This window comes from Streptomyces sp. NPDC039609, from assembly GCF_055596705.1.
Genome location: NZ_JBVIUJ010000001.1, coordinates 54,715 through 71,607, shown reverse-complemented (window position 1 = coordinate 71,607; position 16,893 = coordinate 54,715). Strand labels below are relative to the sequence as shown.

16 protein-coding genes and 2 pseudogenes are annotated in these 16,893 nt (G+C 70.5%); 5 read left to right on the top strand and 13 right to left on the bottom strand.

Annotated features, from left to right (window positions below):
• Nucleotides 1-23: 23 nt before the first annotated feature.
• A complete protein-coding gene (locus tag ACZ561_RS00360) occupies nt 24-1,211 on the bottom strand; it encodes an FAD-dependent monooxygenase (RefSeq protein WP_470987681.1) in 1,188 nt (395 codons plus the stop codon).
• An 81-nt stretch (nt 1,212-1,292) separates the two neighbouring features.
• Between ACZ561_RS00360 and ACZ561_RS00355 the strand changes: the two genes are divergently transcribed.
• Together ACZ561_RS00355 and ACZ561_RS00350 are read left to right on the top strand one after the other, a co-directional pair.
• A complete protein-coding gene (locus ACZ561_RS00355; protein ID WP_470987678.1) occupies nt 1,293-1,940 on the top strand; it encodes a TetR/AcrR family transcriptional regulator in 648 nt (215 codons plus the stop codon).
• 43 nt (nt 1,941-1,983) lie between these two features.
• Nucleotides 1,984-2,514, top strand: a complete 531-nt coding sequence (locus tag ACZ561_RS00350; RefSeq protein ID WP_470987675.1) for a DinB family protein — start codon at nt 1,984-1,986, stop codon at nt 2,512-2,514.
• 157 nt (nt 2,515-2,671) lie between these two features.
• On the opposite strand, the gene ACZ561_RS00345 is transcribed toward ACZ561_RS00350, so the two are convergent.
• The 9 genes and pseudogenes from ACZ561_RS00345 to ACZ561_RS00305 form a co-directional block, all read right to left on the bottom strand.
• Complete coding sequence (locus ACZ561_RS00345; protein WP_470989983.1) at nt 2,672-3,145, bottom strand: hypothetical protein; 474 nt, start codon at nt 3,143-3,145, stop codon at nt 2,672-2,674.
• A 138-nt stretch (nt 3,146-3,283) separates the two neighbouring features.
• On the bottom strand, nt 3,284-3,967 hold the full coding sequence (gene ung / locus ACZ561_RS00340; protein WP_376432570.1) for a uracil-DNA glycosylase: 684 nt from the start codon (nt 3,965-3,967) through the stop codon (nt 3,284-3,286).
• Nucleotides 3,968-4,037: 70 nt separating this feature from the next.
• Nucleotides 4,038-5,615, bottom strand: coding sequence for an ABC transporter substrate-binding protein (locus tag ACZ561_RS00335; RefSeq protein ID WP_470987672.1), 1,578 nt, complete (start codon nt 5,613-5,615; stop codon nt 4,038-4,040).
• Nucleotides 5,616-5,763: 148 nt separating this feature from the next.
• Nucleotides 5,764-6,531: an SDR family oxidoreductase gene (locus ACZ561_RS00330; protein WP_470987670.1), complete on the bottom strand. Its 768-nt coding sequence runs from the start codon at nt 6,529-6,531 to the stop codon at nt 5,764-5,766.
• Nucleotides 6,532-6,559: 28 nt separating this feature from the next.
• A complete protein-coding gene (gene fabG / locus ACZ561_RS00325) occupies nt 6,560-7,321 on the bottom strand; it encodes a 3-oxoacyl-ACP reductase FabG (RefSeq protein WP_470987668.1) in 762 nt (253 codons plus the stop codon).
• A 168-nt stretch (nt 7,322-7,489) separates the two neighbouring features.
• Complete coding sequence (locus ACZ561_RS00320) at nt 7,490-7,873, bottom strand: DUF3037 domain-containing protein (RefSeq protein WP_470987666.1); 384 nt, start codon at nt 7,871-7,873, stop codon at nt 7,490-7,492.
• Nucleotides 7,870-8,712, bottom strand: a complete 843-nt coding sequence (locus ACZ561_RS00315) for a HipA family kinase (RefSeq protein WP_470987663.1) — start codon at nt 8,710-8,712, stop codon at nt 7,870-7,872. Before ACZ561_RS00315 ends, ACZ561_RS00320 begins: the two co-directional genes overlap by 4 nt.
• Before the next feature lie 79 nt (nt 8,713-8,791).
• Nucleotides 8,792-9,036, bottom strand: a pseudogene (locus ACZ561_RS00310) (tyrosine-type recombinase/integrase); the annotation flags it as partial.
• Between the two features lie 210 nt (nt 9,037-9,246).
• Nucleotides 9,247-9,891 carry a carbonic anhydrase gene (locus tag ACZ561_RS00305; RefSeq protein WP_470987660.1) on the bottom strand — a complete coding sequence of 215 codons (645 nt, stop codon included), beginning with the start codon at nt 9,889-9,891 and terminating at the stop codon, nt 9,247-9,249.
• Between the two features lie 629 nt (nt 9,892-10,520).
• Between ACZ561_RS00305 and ACZ561_RS00300 the strand changes: the two genes are divergently transcribed.
• From ACZ561_RS00300 to ACZ561_RS00290, 3 genes are all read left to right on the top strand, one after another.
• Entirely contained in the window at nt 10,521-10,880 is a 360-nt protein-coding gene (locus ACZ561_RS00300; RefSeq protein WP_470987657.1) for an STAS domain-containing protein, read from the top strand.
• Nucleotides 10,881-12,227: 1,347 nt separating this feature from the next.
• Nucleotides 12,228-12,701 carry a carboxymuconolactone decarboxylase family protein gene (locus ACZ561_RS00295; RefSeq protein ID WP_470987654.1) on the top strand — a complete coding sequence of 158 codons (474 nt, stop codon included), beginning with the start codon at nt 12,228-12,230 and terminating at the stop codon, nt 12,699-12,701.
• Between the two features lie 144 nt (nt 12,702-12,845).
• Complete coding sequence (locus ACZ561_RS00290) at nt 12,846-13,769, top strand: RNA polymerase sigma-70 factor (protein ID WP_470987651.1); 924 nt, start codon at nt 12,846-12,848, stop codon at nt 13,767-13,769.
• Nucleotides 13,770-13,812: 43 nt separating this feature from the next.
• Here the strand turns inward: ACZ561_RS00290 and ACZ561_RS00285 are convergent.
• The 3 genes and pseudogenes from ACZ561_RS00285 to ACZ561_RS00275 all read right to left on the bottom strand — a co-directional run.
• A pseudogene (locus ACZ561_RS00285) lies at nt 13,813-14,343 on the bottom strand (transposase); the annotation flags it as partial.
• An 82-nt stretch (nt 14,344-14,425) separates the two neighbouring features.
• Nucleotides 14,426-15,886: an amidase gene (locus tag ACZ561_RS00280; protein ID WP_470987648.1), complete on the bottom strand. Its 1,461-nt coding sequence runs from the start codon at nt 15,884-15,886 to the stop codon at nt 14,426-14,428.
• Between the two features lie 59 nt (nt 15,887-15,945).
• Nucleotides 15,946-16,893, bottom strand: a complete 948-nt coding sequence (locus ACZ561_RS00275; RefSeq protein ID WP_470987645.1) for an alpha/beta hydrolase — start codon at nt 16,891-16,893, stop codon at nt 15,946-15,948.

Here is a 16,893-nt window from a genome sequence, read left to right as displayed (position 1 = left end):
GGGTGATCTGTCGTAAGCGCCGGTCAGCTTACTCGCGCGCGGTCGGCGGCCGACGGCGGCCGCCAGTCCGCGATGCCGTCGAACCCGCGCAGGACGAGGCCGGGTCCGAAGCGGGAGACGGCGGTGATGAGCGCGTTGCGCAGGGCGACGGCGGGCGGGGCTGCAAGGAGGGCGAGCCGGCCGGTCCGGGCGGCCTTGCGGACGATCGCCGTGGTGCGCGGCAGCCGGTCGGCGGTGTACGCGGCGAGTGACCGGCTCGGGCGAAGTCCCGGGCCTGCGTGGTGGGCGAGGACGATCGCGTCCTCGATGGCCTGGTTGCCGCCCTGCCCGAGGGTGGGCTCCATGGCGTGCGCGGCGTCGCCGAGCAGTGCGACGCGCCCGTGGTGGAAGGCGGGCAGCGGTGTGGGCATGTGGTGGACGTCGTGGCGCAGGACGCCGTCGGGATCGACGGCGGCGAGGATCTCGGGCACGGGGTGGTGCCAGTCGCCGAAGAGGCGCAGGAGTTCGGCCTTCTCGTCGTCGGGGGCGCGGGCTCCTTCGGGGGCGGCGGCCATCGCGTAGGCGTAGGTGCGGCCGTCCTTGAGGGGCTGGGTTCCCCAGAGGCGGCCGGGGCCCCAGGTCTCGTGCGGCGGGAAGGGGCGTTCGGGGGCGGGTACGACGACGCGCCAGGTGGTGAAGCCGGAGTACTCGGGACCCTTGTGGTCGGGGAAGAGGGCGCGGCGGACCGTGGAGTGGATGCCGTCGGCGCCGAGGACGAGTTCGGCCTCGATGTCCCCGTCGGGGGTGCGGACGACGGCGGGCCTGTCGTCGCCGCCGGGGTCGGCGAGGGACGCGGCCACCCCGGTCCGTACGACTCCGTCAGGGAGGGCCGAGAGGAGGATCTCGACGAGGGTGGCGCGGTGGAGCAGGACGAGAGGTCCGCCGAAGCGTGCGGCGGCGGCCTTGGCGCTGGTGCGGGCGAGCCAGCGGCCGTCGGGGGCTCGCATTCCGCCGTCGCCCTGCCAGGCGGACAGTTCACGGACGCGGTCGCCGAGCCCGATGACGTCCAGGGCGCGTTGGGAGTTGGGGGCGAGGCCGATGCCTGCGCCGACGGGGGTGAGTGCGGCGGCGCGTTCGAGGACGGTGACGTTCCAGCCGCGTCGGTGGAGGGCGACGGCGGCGGTGAGCCCGCCGATGCCGGCCCCGATGACGACGGCACGGTGCTGTTCCATGACTGCTCCCTCGGAAACTACAGCTGTAGTGACGCCTCGAACGTACTACAGGTGTAGTCAGGCCGGTAGTAGGTTGTGCCCATGACCGCACGCACCCCCCGGCCCGCCCCCGACTCCGCCGCTCCGGACTCCCCGGCCACCGCCCCTCCCCCCGCGACCGGCTCGCGCGCCGAGCGGATCGGGGACGCCGCCCTCGACCTCCTCGTCGAACGCGGGATGCGCGGGCTCACCCATCGGGCGGTCGACGAGCGGGCGGGGCTGCCGCAGGGCTCGACCTCCAACCACGCCCGCACCCGCCAAGCGCTGCTGGAGACGGCGGTCCGCCGCCAGGTCGAGCTGGAGGCCCGCGTTCTCACCCCGCACGAGATGCCGGGCCCGGACGCCGGTGCCGGGGACCTGGTGGACGCCCTCTCGCTCGCCCTGCACCGGTATCTCACCGACCACCGCGCGCTGCTCGTCTCCCGCTACGAACTCGCCCTGGAGGCCACCCGCCGCCCCGAGCTGCGCACGTTCTTCGACGCGGCGGGGGCGGCGTTCCACGGGCCGCTGATCGCGATGATGGCGGACGCCGGCTCCCCCTCCCCCGAGCGGCACGCGCTGTCCCTGATCGCCTGGTGCGAGGGGCTGATGTTCTCCTGCGCCGCGGGCTCCTTCCACTCCGCCGTACCGAGCCGGGACGAACTGCGCGTCGGCTTCGACGAGTTGCTGCGTGGAATGCTCGGCGGCTGATCCGCGCCGGGCCCCCTGGCGCTCACCGCGGCCACCGGCGACGATGCCCGGCATGACCTCCGTGGAACACACCGCACGCACCGAACCGTCGGCCACCGCGGGCGAGCGCGAGATGCTCGAGGGCTGGCTGGACTACCACCGCCGGACGCTCGCCCTGAAATGCGAGGGACTGACCGAGCCGCAGCTGCGCACCGCCTCCGCGTCACCGTCGAACCTCAGCCTGCTCGGCCTGGTCCGCCACATGGCAGAGGTGGAACGCGGCTGGTTCCGGCGGGTGCTGGCCGGAGAGCGGCCGGGGCGGATCTACAGCACCGAGGAGGACCGCGACCGCGCCTTCCACCTCACCGGGGCGGACACCTGGGACGAGGCGTACGCGACCTGGCAGGGCGAGATCGCACGGGCCCGCGAGCTCGCCGCGGCGCACCACCTCGACGATCTGGCCAAGGGCGAGCACCGCAGCGGGGAGACGTTCAACCTGCGCTGGATCTACACCCACATGATCGAGGAGTACGCGCGTCACAACGGCCACGCGGACCTGCTGCGCGAGCGGATCGACGGAGCCACGGGCGACTGACGGCCCGAGGGGGACGGCGGCGGCGTGACGTGCCCCGAGCCGCCCCGCTCCCGGGCGGACCTCTGCGCGTTCGGTGAGCGTACGGATGCCGGCGCCCCGGCAGCGACCAGGGCAGGATCTGCCGCGGTACGTACGGGACGCGAGACCGGCACCGGGGCTATCGCGCGCGGAGCCGCACCTCCAGGCGCTCGATCGCCGCGCGCACGCCGTTGCCGTATCCGTCGTCGTCCAGCGTGTCCGCTGCCGCGCGGGCCCGGTCCAGATGGACCCGGGCCGCGTCGGGCCGCTGCAGCTTCAGATAGTCGGCGGCCAGGTTGAGGTGAAGGGAGGGGTACAGCGCCCTCAGGGCGACCGCGGAGTCGTGCTCGGCCGGCCGCTCCTCGCCGAGCTCCTCGGCCGCCAGAAGGGCCCGCAGGTCCCAGGCCAGCTCGACGTCCGGGTCGTCCTGCGCATCCGCCATGTAGTGCGCGAGGGTGCAGCGGTGCAGGGGGTCCCCCTCGGGACCGATCTGCGCCCACAGATCCCCGAAACGATTGCGCGCCTCCTCCCGGTCCCCGCCGTGGAGCAGCATCGTCGTCTGACCGATCCTGGTCATGACGCCGTCGTCCGACATCTGCTGCTGCTCGGTCACTGCGGCCTCCACGCGATCTCCGTCCGGGAGACCCGACGCTAGCCGCAGCGACCCCCGAACCGGATCAGGCTCGGGCGCCGGGCGGGCCCTGTCAGCCGGGCGGGCTCAGACGCCCGCCCGGAGAGCGACCCGGCGGCGTCAGCCCAGGTCGGGGATGCGCCAGTCGATCGCCTCGTGGCCCTGGGCCGCGATCGCCTCGTTGATCTGGGTGAAGGGGTGGGAGCCGAAGAACTTCTTCGCCGACAGCGGCGAGGGGTGCGCGCCCTTCACCACCACGTGGCGCTCCTCGTCGATCAGGGGGAGCTTCTTCTGGGCGTAGTTCCCCCACAGCACGAAGACGGCCGGGTCCGGCCGGGACGCCACGGCGGAGATCACCGCGTCCGTGAACTTCTCCCAGCCCTGGCCCTTGTGCGAGTTGGCCTCGCCGGCGCGGACGGTGAGGACCGCGTTGAGCAGCAGCACACCCTGCTCGGCCCACGGCATCAGATAGCCGTTGTCCGGCACCGGGTGCCCGAGCTCCTCCTTCATCTCCTTGTAGATGTTGCGGAGGGACGGCGGGGTCTTGACACCGGGCCGGACGGAGAAGCAGAGGCCGTGCCCCTGCCCTTCTCCGTGGTACGGGTCCTGGCCGAGGACCAGGACCTTCACCTTGTCGTACGGGGTGGCGGCGAGGGCCGCGAAGACCTCGTCGCGCGGCGGGTAGACCGGCCCCTTCGCCCGCTCCTCCTCGACGAACTCGGTGAGCTGCTTGAAGTACGGCTTCTGCAGCTCGTCGCCGAGGACGCCGCGCCAGGACTCGGGCAGCATGTCGGTGTCGGTCACGTCAACAACCTCCGGTAGGCCATGTCTTCTTACGTGCTGAAGAACCTACCGGGGGCCACTGACAATGCCGCTACCAGCTGGTCCTGCGGCTGAGTTCCCACATCTGCATGACGGTCTGCGGGTCGAGCGCGCGCTCGCCGCCCGCGATGTCCTCACCGGCGGCGATGTAGAGCTTGCCCTGCCACAGCGGGAGGAGCCGGACGTCGTCCACCATGATCTCCTGCGCCTCCTTGAACTCCTCGGCGGCGGCGCCGCGGTCGCTCTCGCGCCGCGACTTCGGCAGGATCTCGTCGGTGATGCGGGGGCTCACGTACGGCGTCCCCAGCGCGTTCTGCTTGCCGACGAACGGGGCGATGAAGTTGTCCGCGTCCGGGAAGTCGGGGAACCAGCCGCGACCGAAGACGGGGTACTCGCCCTTCTGGTAGTCGGCCGCGAACTCCTTCCACGGCTTGCTGCGCAGGGTCACCTTGAAGAGCCCCGACGCGTCCAGCTGCCGCTTGAGCTCGGTGAACTCGAGCGCGGTGCCGGAGCCGTACCGGTCGGTGGTGTACCAGAAGGTCAGCTCGACCGGCTTGGTGATCCCGGCCTCGCGCAGGATCGACTTGGCCTTCGTGACGCTGGGCTCGCCGAAGGCGTCGAAGAACTCCGTGGTGTGCCCGGCGATGCCCTTGGGGACCATGGAGTACAGCGGCTCGGCCGTGCCCTTGTACGCCTTGTCGACCAGTTCCTCGCGGTCGACGATCTGGGCGATCGCCTTGCGGACCGGCTCCTTGGCGACCGTGGAGTTCCGCGCGTTGAAGACGAGGTAGCGGATGTCGGCGCCGGTCGACTCCACGAGCTGGAGCTTCTCGTTCGCCGGGGTGTCCTCCTGGAGTTCGACGACCTCCTCGGCGGTGAGACCCCGGTAGGTGGCGTCGATCTCCTCCTCCCGCAGCGCGGTGACCATGGCCTCGGACTCCTTGAAGTACCGAATGGTCACGCCGCCGTTCTTGCGGTCCGCGAACCCCTTGTAGGTGGGGTTCTTGGTCAGCTCGGCCTTGTCGCCCTCGACGTATTCGTCGAGGACGTAAGGACCGGAGCCGGTGAGCTTGCCGTCCTCACGGAGCTTGTCGGCGGGGTACTCGGCCGGGTCCACCAGGGACATGGCCGGCGTCGCGAGAACGAAGGGGAAGGTCGCGTCGGGCTTGTTCAGCTTGAAGACGACCGTACGGTCGTCCACGGTCTCGATCTTGTCGAGCGAGCCGAGCATCCCGTTGGGGCCACCGTCGGCGTTGATCGTACGGATGCGCTCGATGGAGTACTGGACCGCCTTGGCGTCCAGTTTGTGCCCGTTCGAGAACGTCAGGCCGTCGACGAGCTTGCACTCGAAGATCCGGCTGGCGGTGTCGGAGAATTTGCAGTCGGCGGCATCGGACTGCGGGGTCGTACTGCCGGTCGGAAAACTCACCAGCGTCTGGAAGACATTTCGGTACAGCTCCCAGGAATTGTCCCAAGCGGCTGCCGGATCAAGCGTGGTGGGAGAACTCGTCGTGCCGACGACGATTCTCTGCTCCCCGGTGGATTCACCGTCCGAAAACAGGCTGCATCCGGATACCAGGGATATGGACGCAAGGGCTGCAGCGGCCTGCAGACTGGTCCGGTTGAACACGTGCACGCTCCTCGTTCAGCCATGGGTCGGCCGACCATACCGCAGCGCCCCGCCAGGTCAATGTTCGACCCTGACGGGGCACTTGAGGCATTCAACGATTAACCGGGGTCAAACCGGTCAGGAATTCAGGAAAGTGTCCGGTTATCGGTCACTCGACGCCGGAGTTGAGGAAAAGACCCCCGTCGACCACCAGCGTCTGGCCGGTGATCCAGTCCGACTGGTCGGAGGTGAGGAACGCGGCCGCGCCACCGATGTCCTCCGGGACCCCCAGCCGGCCGAGCGGGTACGCGGCCGCCGCCTCGGCCTCCCGACCCTCGTAGAGGGCCTGGGCGAACTTGGTCTTGACGACGGCCGGGGCGATCGCGTTGACCCGCACCACCGGCGCGAATTCGTGCGCCAGCTGGAGGGTCAGATTGACCATGGCCGCCTTGCTCATCCCGTACGCGCCGATGAACGGCGAGGCGGAGATGCCGGCGATCGAGGCGATGTTCACGATCGCGCCGCCATGATCCTTCTGCCAGGCGCGCCAGGTCAGCTGGGCGAACCCCAGCGCCGAGATCACATTCGTCTCGTAGACCTTGCGGGCGACGTTCAGGTCCAGTTCGGCGATCGGTCCGAAGACCGGGTTCGTCCCGGCGTTGTTCACCAGGAAGTCGACCCGGCCGAACGCCTCCATCGTGGCATCGACCGCAGCGGCCTGGTGGGCCTCGTCGTGGGCCTTGCCGGGCACGGCGATGACCCGGTCGGCTCCGAGGCGCTCGACGGCCTCCTTGAGGGCCTCCTCGCCCCGGCCGGTGATGCACACACGGTCGCCGCGGGCGACCAGCGCCTCGGCGACGCCGTAGCCGATGCCCCGGCTGGCGCCGGTGACCAGAGCGACCTTGCCGGAAAGCGCGGGCAGTTCCTTCGTGCTCATGTACGTCTCCTTCTTCCCGCTCGAAGCGTCAGTTGAGCGGGCCGCCGGCCACGTACAGGACCTGGCCGGAGACGAAGCCGGCGTCGTCACCCGTGAAGAAGGCGATGGCGTTGGCGATGTCCTCGGGCTTGCCGACGCGCTGCACCGGAATCATGGAGGCGGCCGCGGCCTGGAAGTCCTCGAAGCCCATGCCGACACGCTCGGCGGTCTGCGCGGTCATCTCGGTGACGATGAAGCCCGGGGCGACGGCGTTCGCCGTGATGTTGAACTTGCCGAGTTCCTTGGCGAGGGTCTTGGTGAAGCCCTGCAGACCGGCCTTGACGGCCGAGTAGTTCGCCTGGCCGCGGTTGCCGAGCGCGGAGGACGAGGAGAGCGAGACGATCCGGCCGAAGCCCGCGTCCACCATGTGCTTCTGGCACGCCTTGGCCATCAGGAACGCGCCCTTGAGGTGCACGTTCATGACCATGTCCCAGTCGGACTCGCTCATCTTGAACAGCAGGTTGTCGCGGAGCACGCCGGCGTTGTTGACGAGGATCGTCGGGGCGCCGAGCTCGGCGGCGACGCGCGCGACGGCGGCCTCCACCTGAGCGCTGTCGGAGACGTCGCAGCCGACGGCGATGGCGGTGCCACCGGCGGCCTTGATCTTCTCGACGGTGTCCTTGCAGGCCGCCTCGTCGAGGTCGAGTACGGCGACGGCGCGGCCCTCCGCGGCCAGCCGTACCGCGGTCGCGGCGCCAATGCCCCGCGCCGCGCCGGTGACGACGGCTACGCGCTGCTCGGTGGTCGACATGCTGGTTCTCCTCGCCCTTGGATCATCCATGGATGCGGCCCGCACGGTGCGTCCCACACATGAGCGACCGCTTAGTACCTTCCGCAGACGAGACGCTAGAAGCCCTGGCACCCGGTGTCAACGGCCCACCGGGTGCACAGCGTCACTCCGCGCCACACCGGACGGCGCTCAGCGCACCAGCAGATCGAGCAGTCTTTCGACCTCGGCCTCCGGGTCGGCCGTCAGACCGGTGTGCACCGGGCCCGGCTGGACGACCGTGGAGCGGGGCGCGATCAGCCAGCGGAAGCGCCGTCCGGCGTCGTCACGGGCCGCCTGGCCGGCGTCCTCACCGCCCAGGCAGACCCCCTCGACCGCGTGCAGCGCGGCCCGGACGCCGGTCACGTCGGCACCGGGGTCGAGCACCCTGAGCTTGGCCTCGTCGAGGTGGGTGCGGGCGGCGACGAAGGATTTCGCCCGGCAGTAGACCACCACGCCCGCGTTGAAGAACTCGCCGCGCTCGACGCGTGGCACGACGCGCAGCAGCGCGTACTCGAAGACATCGCGGTCGGTCACGTGGTGCGGTCCTTCTGGGCGGAGTGCGGCCGGGGGGCGAGACGTTCGGCGAGCCAGCCGGGCGGCTGCGCCGGCCCGCGCTCGACCCGCGGTCCGAGGGTGATCCGCTCGTGGATGGTCGCGGCGCGCGGCAGCAGCGCCTCCACGTACGCGGCGCGCAGCGCGTCGGTGCTCTCGAAACCGGGCTCGTCCACGAGCCACTCGTCGGGGACGTCGGCGGCGACCTCCTCGAGCAGCTCCCGTGTCACCAGGGGGGCCAGCTCGGCCGCCGCGGCGGCGACGTCCGGCGAGAAGGGCGCGAGGGCGTGGTCGGAGGCGTCGTACGGCTTCGCGGCGGAGGCCTGGGCGCCCCGCCAGTTGTGGTGCCAGATCATCGTGGCGCCGTGGTCGATCAGCCACAGGTCGCCGTGCCAGACCAGCATGTTCGGGTTGCGCCAGGACCGGTCGACGTTGTTGATCACCGCGTCGAACCAGACGACCTTCCCCGCCTCCTTCGGGTCCACCTCGTACGCCAGCGGGTCGAAGCCCAGCGAGCCGGGAAGGTAGTCCATCCCGAGGTTGAGCCCGCCACTCGCCTTCAGCAGCTCCTGGACCTCCTGGTCGGGCTCGGAGAGCCCGATGACGGGGTCGAGCCCGATGGCGACGAGCTCGGGCACACGCAGCCCGAGCCGGCGGGCGAGCTGCCCGCAGATCACCTCGGCGACGAGTGTCTTGCGCCCCTGCCCGGCGCCGGTGAACTTCATGACGTACGTGCCGAGGTCGTCGGCCTCGACGATCCCGGGGAGCGAGCCGCCCTCACGCAAAGGCGTGACATAGCGGGTCGCTACGACCTCTTCCAACACTTTCCCAGGCCACCCATCTCTTCAGCCTTACAATCCACGGCCAACTTCTCCGGGGCGTAGAGGCAGGAATCACCGGTCAACGGCGCTGGGGAGAATCTGGGGAGTTTCGGCCGGCGAGCCGGTCTCCCCGCTCCCCAAGCAGACCGTCGATGGTGCCGCGCCCCTTGCTGCCGGCTTCCGGCATGAAGTGAGCATAGTAACCGAGGGTGATCGCCGGCGAGCAGTGTCCGAGCCACCGAGCCAGGGCCACGACGGACTCTCCGGTTCCAACATGATCGAGGCGTAGGTGTGCCGAAGGACGTGGAAACCGTCCTTCGGGGCGGTAGTCGGCCGGCGGGTCGTCGGCGACCTCCGTCAACGCAAGCATTCCATCGGCTCCCACTGGCTCAGATCCGGTGGCACGAACCAGTTGGTGATCAATCTTCGGGGCAGCGATCAAGCTAGCTGTGATGGCACGGGTCGACTTTCACAACGCTCCCTCAAAAGCCGTTGGGCCGGGCGCGCGGTCGGCCGTGGCGTGACCGGGGGCGGTCAGGACGCGGTGGGAACCCCCGCGTCCAGGCCGCGGGCCGCGACAAGCTGTGCGCTGCCGTCGGTCAAGCGGTAGGAGAGCCCCACGACGCCGAGGCGGCCGTCGGCCACCCGCTCGGCCAGGATGCGGGAGCGTTCCAGCAGCAGGTCTACGGTGTGCTCGATGTGCTCGGCCAGGATCTCCTCGGGCGTCTCGCGTCCGGCGGCGCGGGCTGCCAGCACGCTCGGGGTCACCCGCTCGACCACGTCCCGGACGAAGCCGCCCGGCGTCTGCCCGTCCTTGAGAGCGGAGCAGGCCGCGGCGACGGCGCCGCACGAGTCGTGGCCGAGGACGACGACGAGCGGCGCGTTGAGAACGCTCACTCCGAACTCTATGGAACCGAGCACTTCCGTCCCGGCGACATGTCCGGCAGTGCGGACCACGAACAGGTCGCCCAGACCGCGGTCGAAGATGATCTCGGCGGCCAGCCGGGAGTCGGAGCATCCGAACAGCACGGCGAAGGGCTGCTGGGCGGGTGCGGTCTCGGTGCGGCGGGCCGCGTCCTGGTTCGGGTGCTCAGAGGTGCCGGCAACGAAGCGCTGGTTACCGGCCATGAGCAGGTCGAAAGCGTCGCGGGGCGCCGAAGTCTGGATCTTCTGGGTCATGGCCGCAGCCTACGACCCGGCACCAACCGTCGCACTGCCCGGTGCCGGCGGCACTCGCCGGATCGGGCACCCCCAGGCCACGGGCGAGGCGGCTTCGATCCGAACCTCAGCGAGCAGCGCAGCGCCCCTGCCCCATAAGGCCGAGCGATCGTACCGGGGAGCGATAGGGACGATCAGCACGAGCATCCCGGAGATTCCTTCACCGGTCAGCCTCGCGGTCATCGTCATCGTCCTCGCCGGTTCCGTGGCCCTCAGCCTGCTCCGGCCCGCCCCACCCCACCCGGCGCCCACAGGTCCGACCGAGAAGGCAGATCCGCGGTCCGAGGGGGCAACCACCGAGAACCTCGGCCCCCACGGCGGCGCCCGTACCGCCGGTGCGCGTGGCACCTCCTGCGCCCTGCCCGGGAGAGGTGAAGCAGGGCCTGGGACATCGATCACCTCCCGTACGTTTGACTGCCTCATCCGGGTGGAATCTTTCCCCCTTGCCGGGATCGATGCTGGTCACATGGGGTGAACGCGCCGCGTGCCTCGTTCCCCGGCATCAGGCGAAGGCCGTTGATGGAGACGTGAATACCTCAAGCACCACCCGGATACTGCCCTCCCCTCTCACGACCCCCACCCCTCCTCTCATGCACGACTCGGGCGCGGACACCGCGCCCGGCGTCATACTCGTTCGCTCCCGCACCACCCTCGGCACCACCCTGGTCCTCCACCTCACCGGGGAGATCGACCACTACGGTGCCGCCCCGCTGCGGGCGCTCCTGGCCTCGGCAGCCGAAGGCGGCTACACCGGCCTCGTGCTGGACACCTCCCGGGTCACCTTCTGCGACTCCGGCTTCCTCGCCGTCCTCGACTGGTGGCCCCGGCACGGACGACGCCTCAGACTCGCAAACCGCTCCCAGGCCGTTCAGCACCTCCTGAACGCGGCACCACGCACGGCGCAGCAGCCGGCCCGGCAGGGCCCACCTCGGGCGGCGGCCAGGTCATGACATTCATACTCCTGACCTGCGGCCCGATGCTCGCGGCGGTCCTGCTTACGCACTGGGAACCCCGAGAACCACGCCACCACCGCCCCGCCCAACCACCCCGAACCACACCTCGCAGGACCCTGATCCACCGCCCCCTGACACCCCCTTTCCTGGGCTCCAGGGTGTAGACGAGGCAGAGTGCTGGGGCCGCGGCGGACGCGGGCCCCGCCTCACTCCGGGAGGCGCTCCACACGAGTAGCTCCGCCGAGCACACCGGATGAACCCGTGTGTGGGGGAACCGCAACGCTGTCCAGGCCGCATCACCTGTGCGGCCGTGCGGGGCCGCATCACCTGTGCGGCCGTGCGGGGCCGTAGAGCATGCGTCGTCCAGCTCGGTGTCGTCGTCCGCCGCCTCCGGAGGCTTCAAATGGCTCAGGTCGGCGGGACGCGGCATTCGTGCGCGCCTCTTGTGGCTGCTGCGGGCGGCCACTTGCTGGGGCGGGGGGCGCGCCGCCCCTCCTCCAAGCTGCGGTGGCCGGCGCCTGGATCTCGGAGTACTGGACCAAGAGGTCGGGGCCGCATCATGGCCGCCGCCCACACCAGTGAGCGCCGGGACACTCTGTGCACCGCCCGCGGAATCGCGAGCGTCTGCCCCGCCTTGCGTCACCAGGTTCCTCCGGCGCCGCGCCGGCGTCCGGATCGTGCCGCACGTGCCCGGGGAGCAGCGAGGGGAAGTCCTCGACCGGCCCGCGACGCGTGCGGCCTCCGCTGAGGAGGGAGCCTTCAGGGATGGGTACTTGACGGACCGAACGCCACTCGCGACGCTGTCCGCGCCGCTCCGACCTCGCACGCCTGGGCACACATCGCCTGCCACGGCAGGCAGGGCCTGATGGATCCATCCCGCGCCGGACCCCATCTGCACGACGGCATGCCGACGGTAGCCGAACTACCACCGTCCGGACCGAGGAGCCCGGGGAGCTCGCCTACTTGTCCGCCTGCGCGACGGCCACCGGAGGAGTCGACGTGCCCGATGAGGCGACTCAAAGCGCTGATGGCCTGGAGGGCGCCGGGGCTGGAGTCCTCGACCCATCGGGTGGCGGTGCCCATGCCGGCCGTCTTCTCCTTGGGCACGAACATCTTGGCACTGCCGTCCAGTCAGGCAGGGGCCAACAGTGATCCGCAGCGTGAGGTTCATCATCAGCTCCTTGATCGGGGATTGCCCGCACCACTGACGAGACAGCAATCCCGCCTGTGCGTCTCCGAACACCCCAGCAGCAGGAGACGTGGGTCACACGCGTCCGTGTCACAGGGCGTCGGGCTACCTCGTCTCAGGGGGTGTAGCCACTGACGACCACGGAGGAGCACACGATGGACGCGCGACTGAACTACTTCGCCAGCCCGAACCCCGACAAGGCCCTCAAGTACTTCATGTCGGCGGGCAAGGCGCTCAAGGAATCTCCGCTGCCGGCCGCGACGCAGGAGTTGGTGGCGCTGCGCGTGAGCCAGATCAACGGCTGCGCCGTCTGCATCGACATGCACACGAAGGAGGCCGCCGCCGCCGGGGAGGCCCCGGTGCGGCTGAACCTGGTTGCGGCGTGGCGGGAGGCCACGGTCTTCACCGAGGCGGAACGCGTCGCGCTGGAGCTGGCGGAGCAGGGGACCCGGGTCGCGGACGCGGCCGGCGGGGTCAGCGACGAGGTCTGGGCGCGTGCCGGCGAGCACTACGACGAGGAGCAGCTCACGGCCCTGGTGATGTTGGTGTCCTTCATGAACGCGGTGAACCGGCTGAACGTCATCACCCAGCAGCCGGCCGGCGACTACGAGGTCGGGCAGTTCCACTGAAACGGTCGTCGTCACCGGCGGGCCCGGGCCGCGGGCTCCGGGCCCATGGGGCCTTGCTCTGCGCCGCCGGTGGACCAGATGATCACCAGAAGATGCCCGCGCCGAAGAGTACGGCGGACGGGAGGACTGCGAGGGGGAGTCGGCGTGAGCAAGGTCGAGGAGTTCGAGGAGCTGCGGCCGCTGCTGTTCTCGATCGCGTACCGGATTCTGGGCAGCGTGGGTGAGGCCGAGGACGCGGTACAGGAGACCTGGCTGCGCTTCGACAGCTCGGCGACCCGGCCCACGTCGACCAAGGCCTTCTTGTCCGCCACGGTGACGCGGATCTCGATCGACGTGCTGCGCTCCGCACGGGTGAGGCGGGAGGAGTACGTCGGGCCGTGGTTCCCCGAGCCGCTGCTCACCGATCCCTATCAGGATCCGGCACGCTCAGCGGAACTGGCCGACTCTGTGTCGATGGCGGCGCTGCTGCTCCTGGAGCGGCTCAGCCCGCTGGAGCGGTCGGTGTTCGTGCTGCGGGAGGTGTTCGGCTTCGGCTTCGACGAGGTCGCCTCGGCGGTGGAGCGGTCGGAGGCGGCGTGCCGGCAGCTGCTGGTACGGGCGCGGCGGCACATGCAGGCCGGACGGCCCCGGTTCGTAGCGGACCGTCAGGAACGGCAGGAGCTGGCAACGCGATTCTTCGACGCCCTCCGCGAAGGCGATGTCGTCGGCCTGCGGGATCTGCTCGCCGCCGACGTGTCGATGGTCGGGGACGGCGGCGGCAAGGCCCCGCAGCTGGCCAGGGCCGTCATCGGTGCCGAGAACGTGGCCCGGCTGCTCGCCTCGGTCTTCCCCCGGATGGCCCGGATCGACGTGTCCTTCGAGCCGCACGAGCTCAACGGCCAGCCTGGAGCGATCTTCCGCGACCGGGACGGCAAGGTGCTCCACATCTTGGCCCTCGATGTGCTCGATGGGCAGATCCAGACCATCCGCTCGGTGATCAACCCCGACAAGCTCGGCCACCTCGGGCCGGTCGCTGACGCCTGGGCTGTCGACCGCGAGGTGAAGCAGGCCCGCCAGCAGACGAAATGACCTCGGGTCCGGCGTGGGTCGGCTCGTTCACCGGCAGCTCATGTCAACGGCCGCAGGGTGACCGGTTCGCCTGTCCGGCGAGGTTCAGGTTGTGCAGGCGGGCTATGCCGCGCATCGCGTGGTGCACGCCGTCGCCGCGGAGGCGGCAGTCGCGCAAGATCTTCCTGGTCTTCATGCGGGCAAGGACGTGCTCGACAAGGGCCCGGACCTGCCTGTGGCTCTTGTCGTGCGCCTGCTTCCAGTCGGGGAGCTCTTCGCCCCCGCTGCGACGGCGGTGAGGGATGACCAGTCCCGTTCCGCGGTAGCCGCCGTCGGCGATCGTTATGGTCTTCCCGACGGCTTCCTTCACGCCGGACTCGGCCCAGGCCCGGTAGTCATTGCGGTTGCCCGGCAGTGGCCGGACGAGCACGACCACCAGCCGGGTGTCGGCGTCCACGACCACCTGATGGTTCGTCGAGTACCGATAGTTCTTCGGCTGTTCAGCCACGGTGTGATCGCGGGTCGGCGCCAGGGTGCCGACCACGATCAGCACGGCGTCCTTGCGGAAGCGGCGCCGCGGCGGGAGCGCGAGCATCTCGTCACGAGAACGATGAGCCAACGGTTCGGCTGGCCAGTGGGGCGAAATCTGCGCTGGGAGCCCTGACCGGCTCACGACCTTACAAGGTCGCCGACTCGACGATCGGCCTGTGGTCTGGCGTGTAGCTGAAGGGACGGAGCTGTTCCAGGGCCTTGCCGATGCGGAAGACGGTCGGGTCGTCGTAGGTGTGGCCGACGATCTGGATGCCCGTGGGCAGGCCCCAGCTGGAGTGGCCGCTGGGGACGTTGAGGACGGGACAGCGGTTGTTGATGTTGAAGGGGACGGTCATCGTCGCCCACAGGGGCTCGCCGTGGTCCTCGCCGTTGACCACCAGGCGGTCCAGGAGGTCGTCGCCGGCGGGCAGGCCCGGGACGGCCGTCGTCGGGCAGATGAGTGCGTCGAAGGGCGCCATCGCCTCGCCCAGCTCGCGCTGCAGTCGGGTCTCGACGCGCAGGCCGTCGAGGTAGGTAACGCTCTCACGGGCGACGGCCATGGTGTCCGCGAAGGCTGCCGCGTAGGCCGACATCCGGTCCCGGTGATTCGCTTCGATCTCGGAGACGAGGGCGCCGAAGATGGTGGAGAAGTGCGCCGCGAGGCTGATGAGGATGTCGCCCTTGGTCCACGGGAGTTCGATCTCCTCGACGTCCGCGCCCGCGTCGGTGAGGGCGCGGGCGACCTCGCGGGTGTTGGCCTCGACCTCCGGGTGGACGTCGTACGCGCCCAGGCGGACGCACAGCGCGATGCGCATCCCCGCGACCGTGTCGTACTCGGTCGGCAGGACGAGCTTCGGGCGCAGCGACACGTGGTCGCGCGGGTCGGGGCCGGCCAGGACGTTGGCGAAGGTGACGCAGTCGTCCACGGTCCGTGCCATGGGGCCGTCGCCGCGGTAGTGGTCGGCGGACAGCGGTGCGACGCCGGGAATCCGGCCGTAGGGGGCCTTGTAGCCGACGGTGCCGGTGAAGGCGGCGGGAATGCGGGTGGAGCCGCCGATGTCGGAGGCGGAGGCGAGCAGTGCGGTGCCGGCCGCGAGGGAGGCACCCGCGCCGCCGGACGAGCCGCCGGGGGTGAACTGGGGATTCCATGGGTTGCGGGTGATCCCCCACAGGCGGCTGTGCGTGAAGGTGGCGATGGAGAACTCGGGAGTGGCGGTGCGGGCGTGGATGATGCCGCCGGCGTCCAGGATGCGGTCGATCACCGGGGCGTTCTCGGTGGCGGTGTTGCTGACGTTGACGAGCGAGCCCTCGGTGAGGGAGCGCCCGGCGATGGCATGCTTCTCCTTGGTGGCGACGGGGATGCCTTCCAGCGGGCGCGGTGTCAGGCCGCCTTTGCCGAGGAAGCGGTCCTCGGCGTGCCGGGCCTCTTCGAGTGCCTGGTCGAAGAGCTGCTCGGTGAAGGCGTTGACGAGCGGCTCGGTCTGCTCCGCGCGCTCGATGACCGCGCGCATCAGCTCGACCGGAGACAGCTCGCGTGCCTCGAAGAGCCGTCGTGCCGCGGTGGCGCTGAGGTAGGCGAGATCGTTGCTGGAGTCGTACGCGTTCATGCGGAACCCTTTCCGGGTGGAGGAGAACGGGGGTGGTCTCGTGGCGGTACGGGCGGGTCTCAGCCGATCAGCCGTTTGAGGGCGGTGTTGATCCAGGCCGTCGCCTCGGCGGCGACGGGGCTGAGATGGTCCATGCCGTAGAAGCCGTGGACGAGACCGTCGAACCGCCGGTGCTCGACACGTACACCGGCGCGGCGCAGTGCTTCGGCGTACGCGTCTCCCTCGTCGCGCAGCGGGTCGTACTCCGCGGTGGCCACGACGGCCGGAGCGAGACCGGCCAGGTTCTCGGCACGCAGGGGCGCGACCCGCGGGTCGGAGCCGAACTCCGCGGCTGCGGGATCCGGGTGGCTCACTCCGAGGTACTGCTCGAAGAACCAGTGCAGCTCCGCGGTGGTGAGGAAGTAGCCCTCGCCGTTCTCGACCCGCGACGCGTACGCGCCGGCCATGTCCGTACTGGGGTAGACCAGTAGTTGGGCGGCGAGGTCCAGCCCCTCGGCGTGGGCCCGCTGTGCGCAGACGGCTGACAGGGTGGCCCCGGCGCTGTCCCCGGCGACGACCAGCCGGGAGGCGTCGCCGCCGAAGTCTTCCGGGCGCTGGGCGACCCAGGTGAGGGCGGTGTACGCGTCGTGGACGGCGGCGGGGAAGCGGTGCTCGGGCGCGAGCCGGTAGTCGACGCTCACGACGACGGCGTCGAGGTCGTTGCACAGGGTTCGGGCGTGGACGTCATGGGTGTCGAGGTCGCCGAGCACCCAGCCACCGCCGTGCAGGTACACCACCGTCGGCACGGGCGTCACGGCGTGCGGACGGTAGACGCGAGCGGGGACGAACCCGGCCGGCACGGTGGAGGTCACCGCCGCGACCTCGAGCCTCGTGCCCGGGTCGGACTGGTCGACGGTCAGCGCCCGCAGCCGGGCCCTGGCCCGAGCGACCTCGTCCTCCCCGTGCTGCGGGGCGTCGGGGCGCGGGAGGTTTCGAAGGAAGGAGGCGATGTTCGGGTCGAGGGGCAC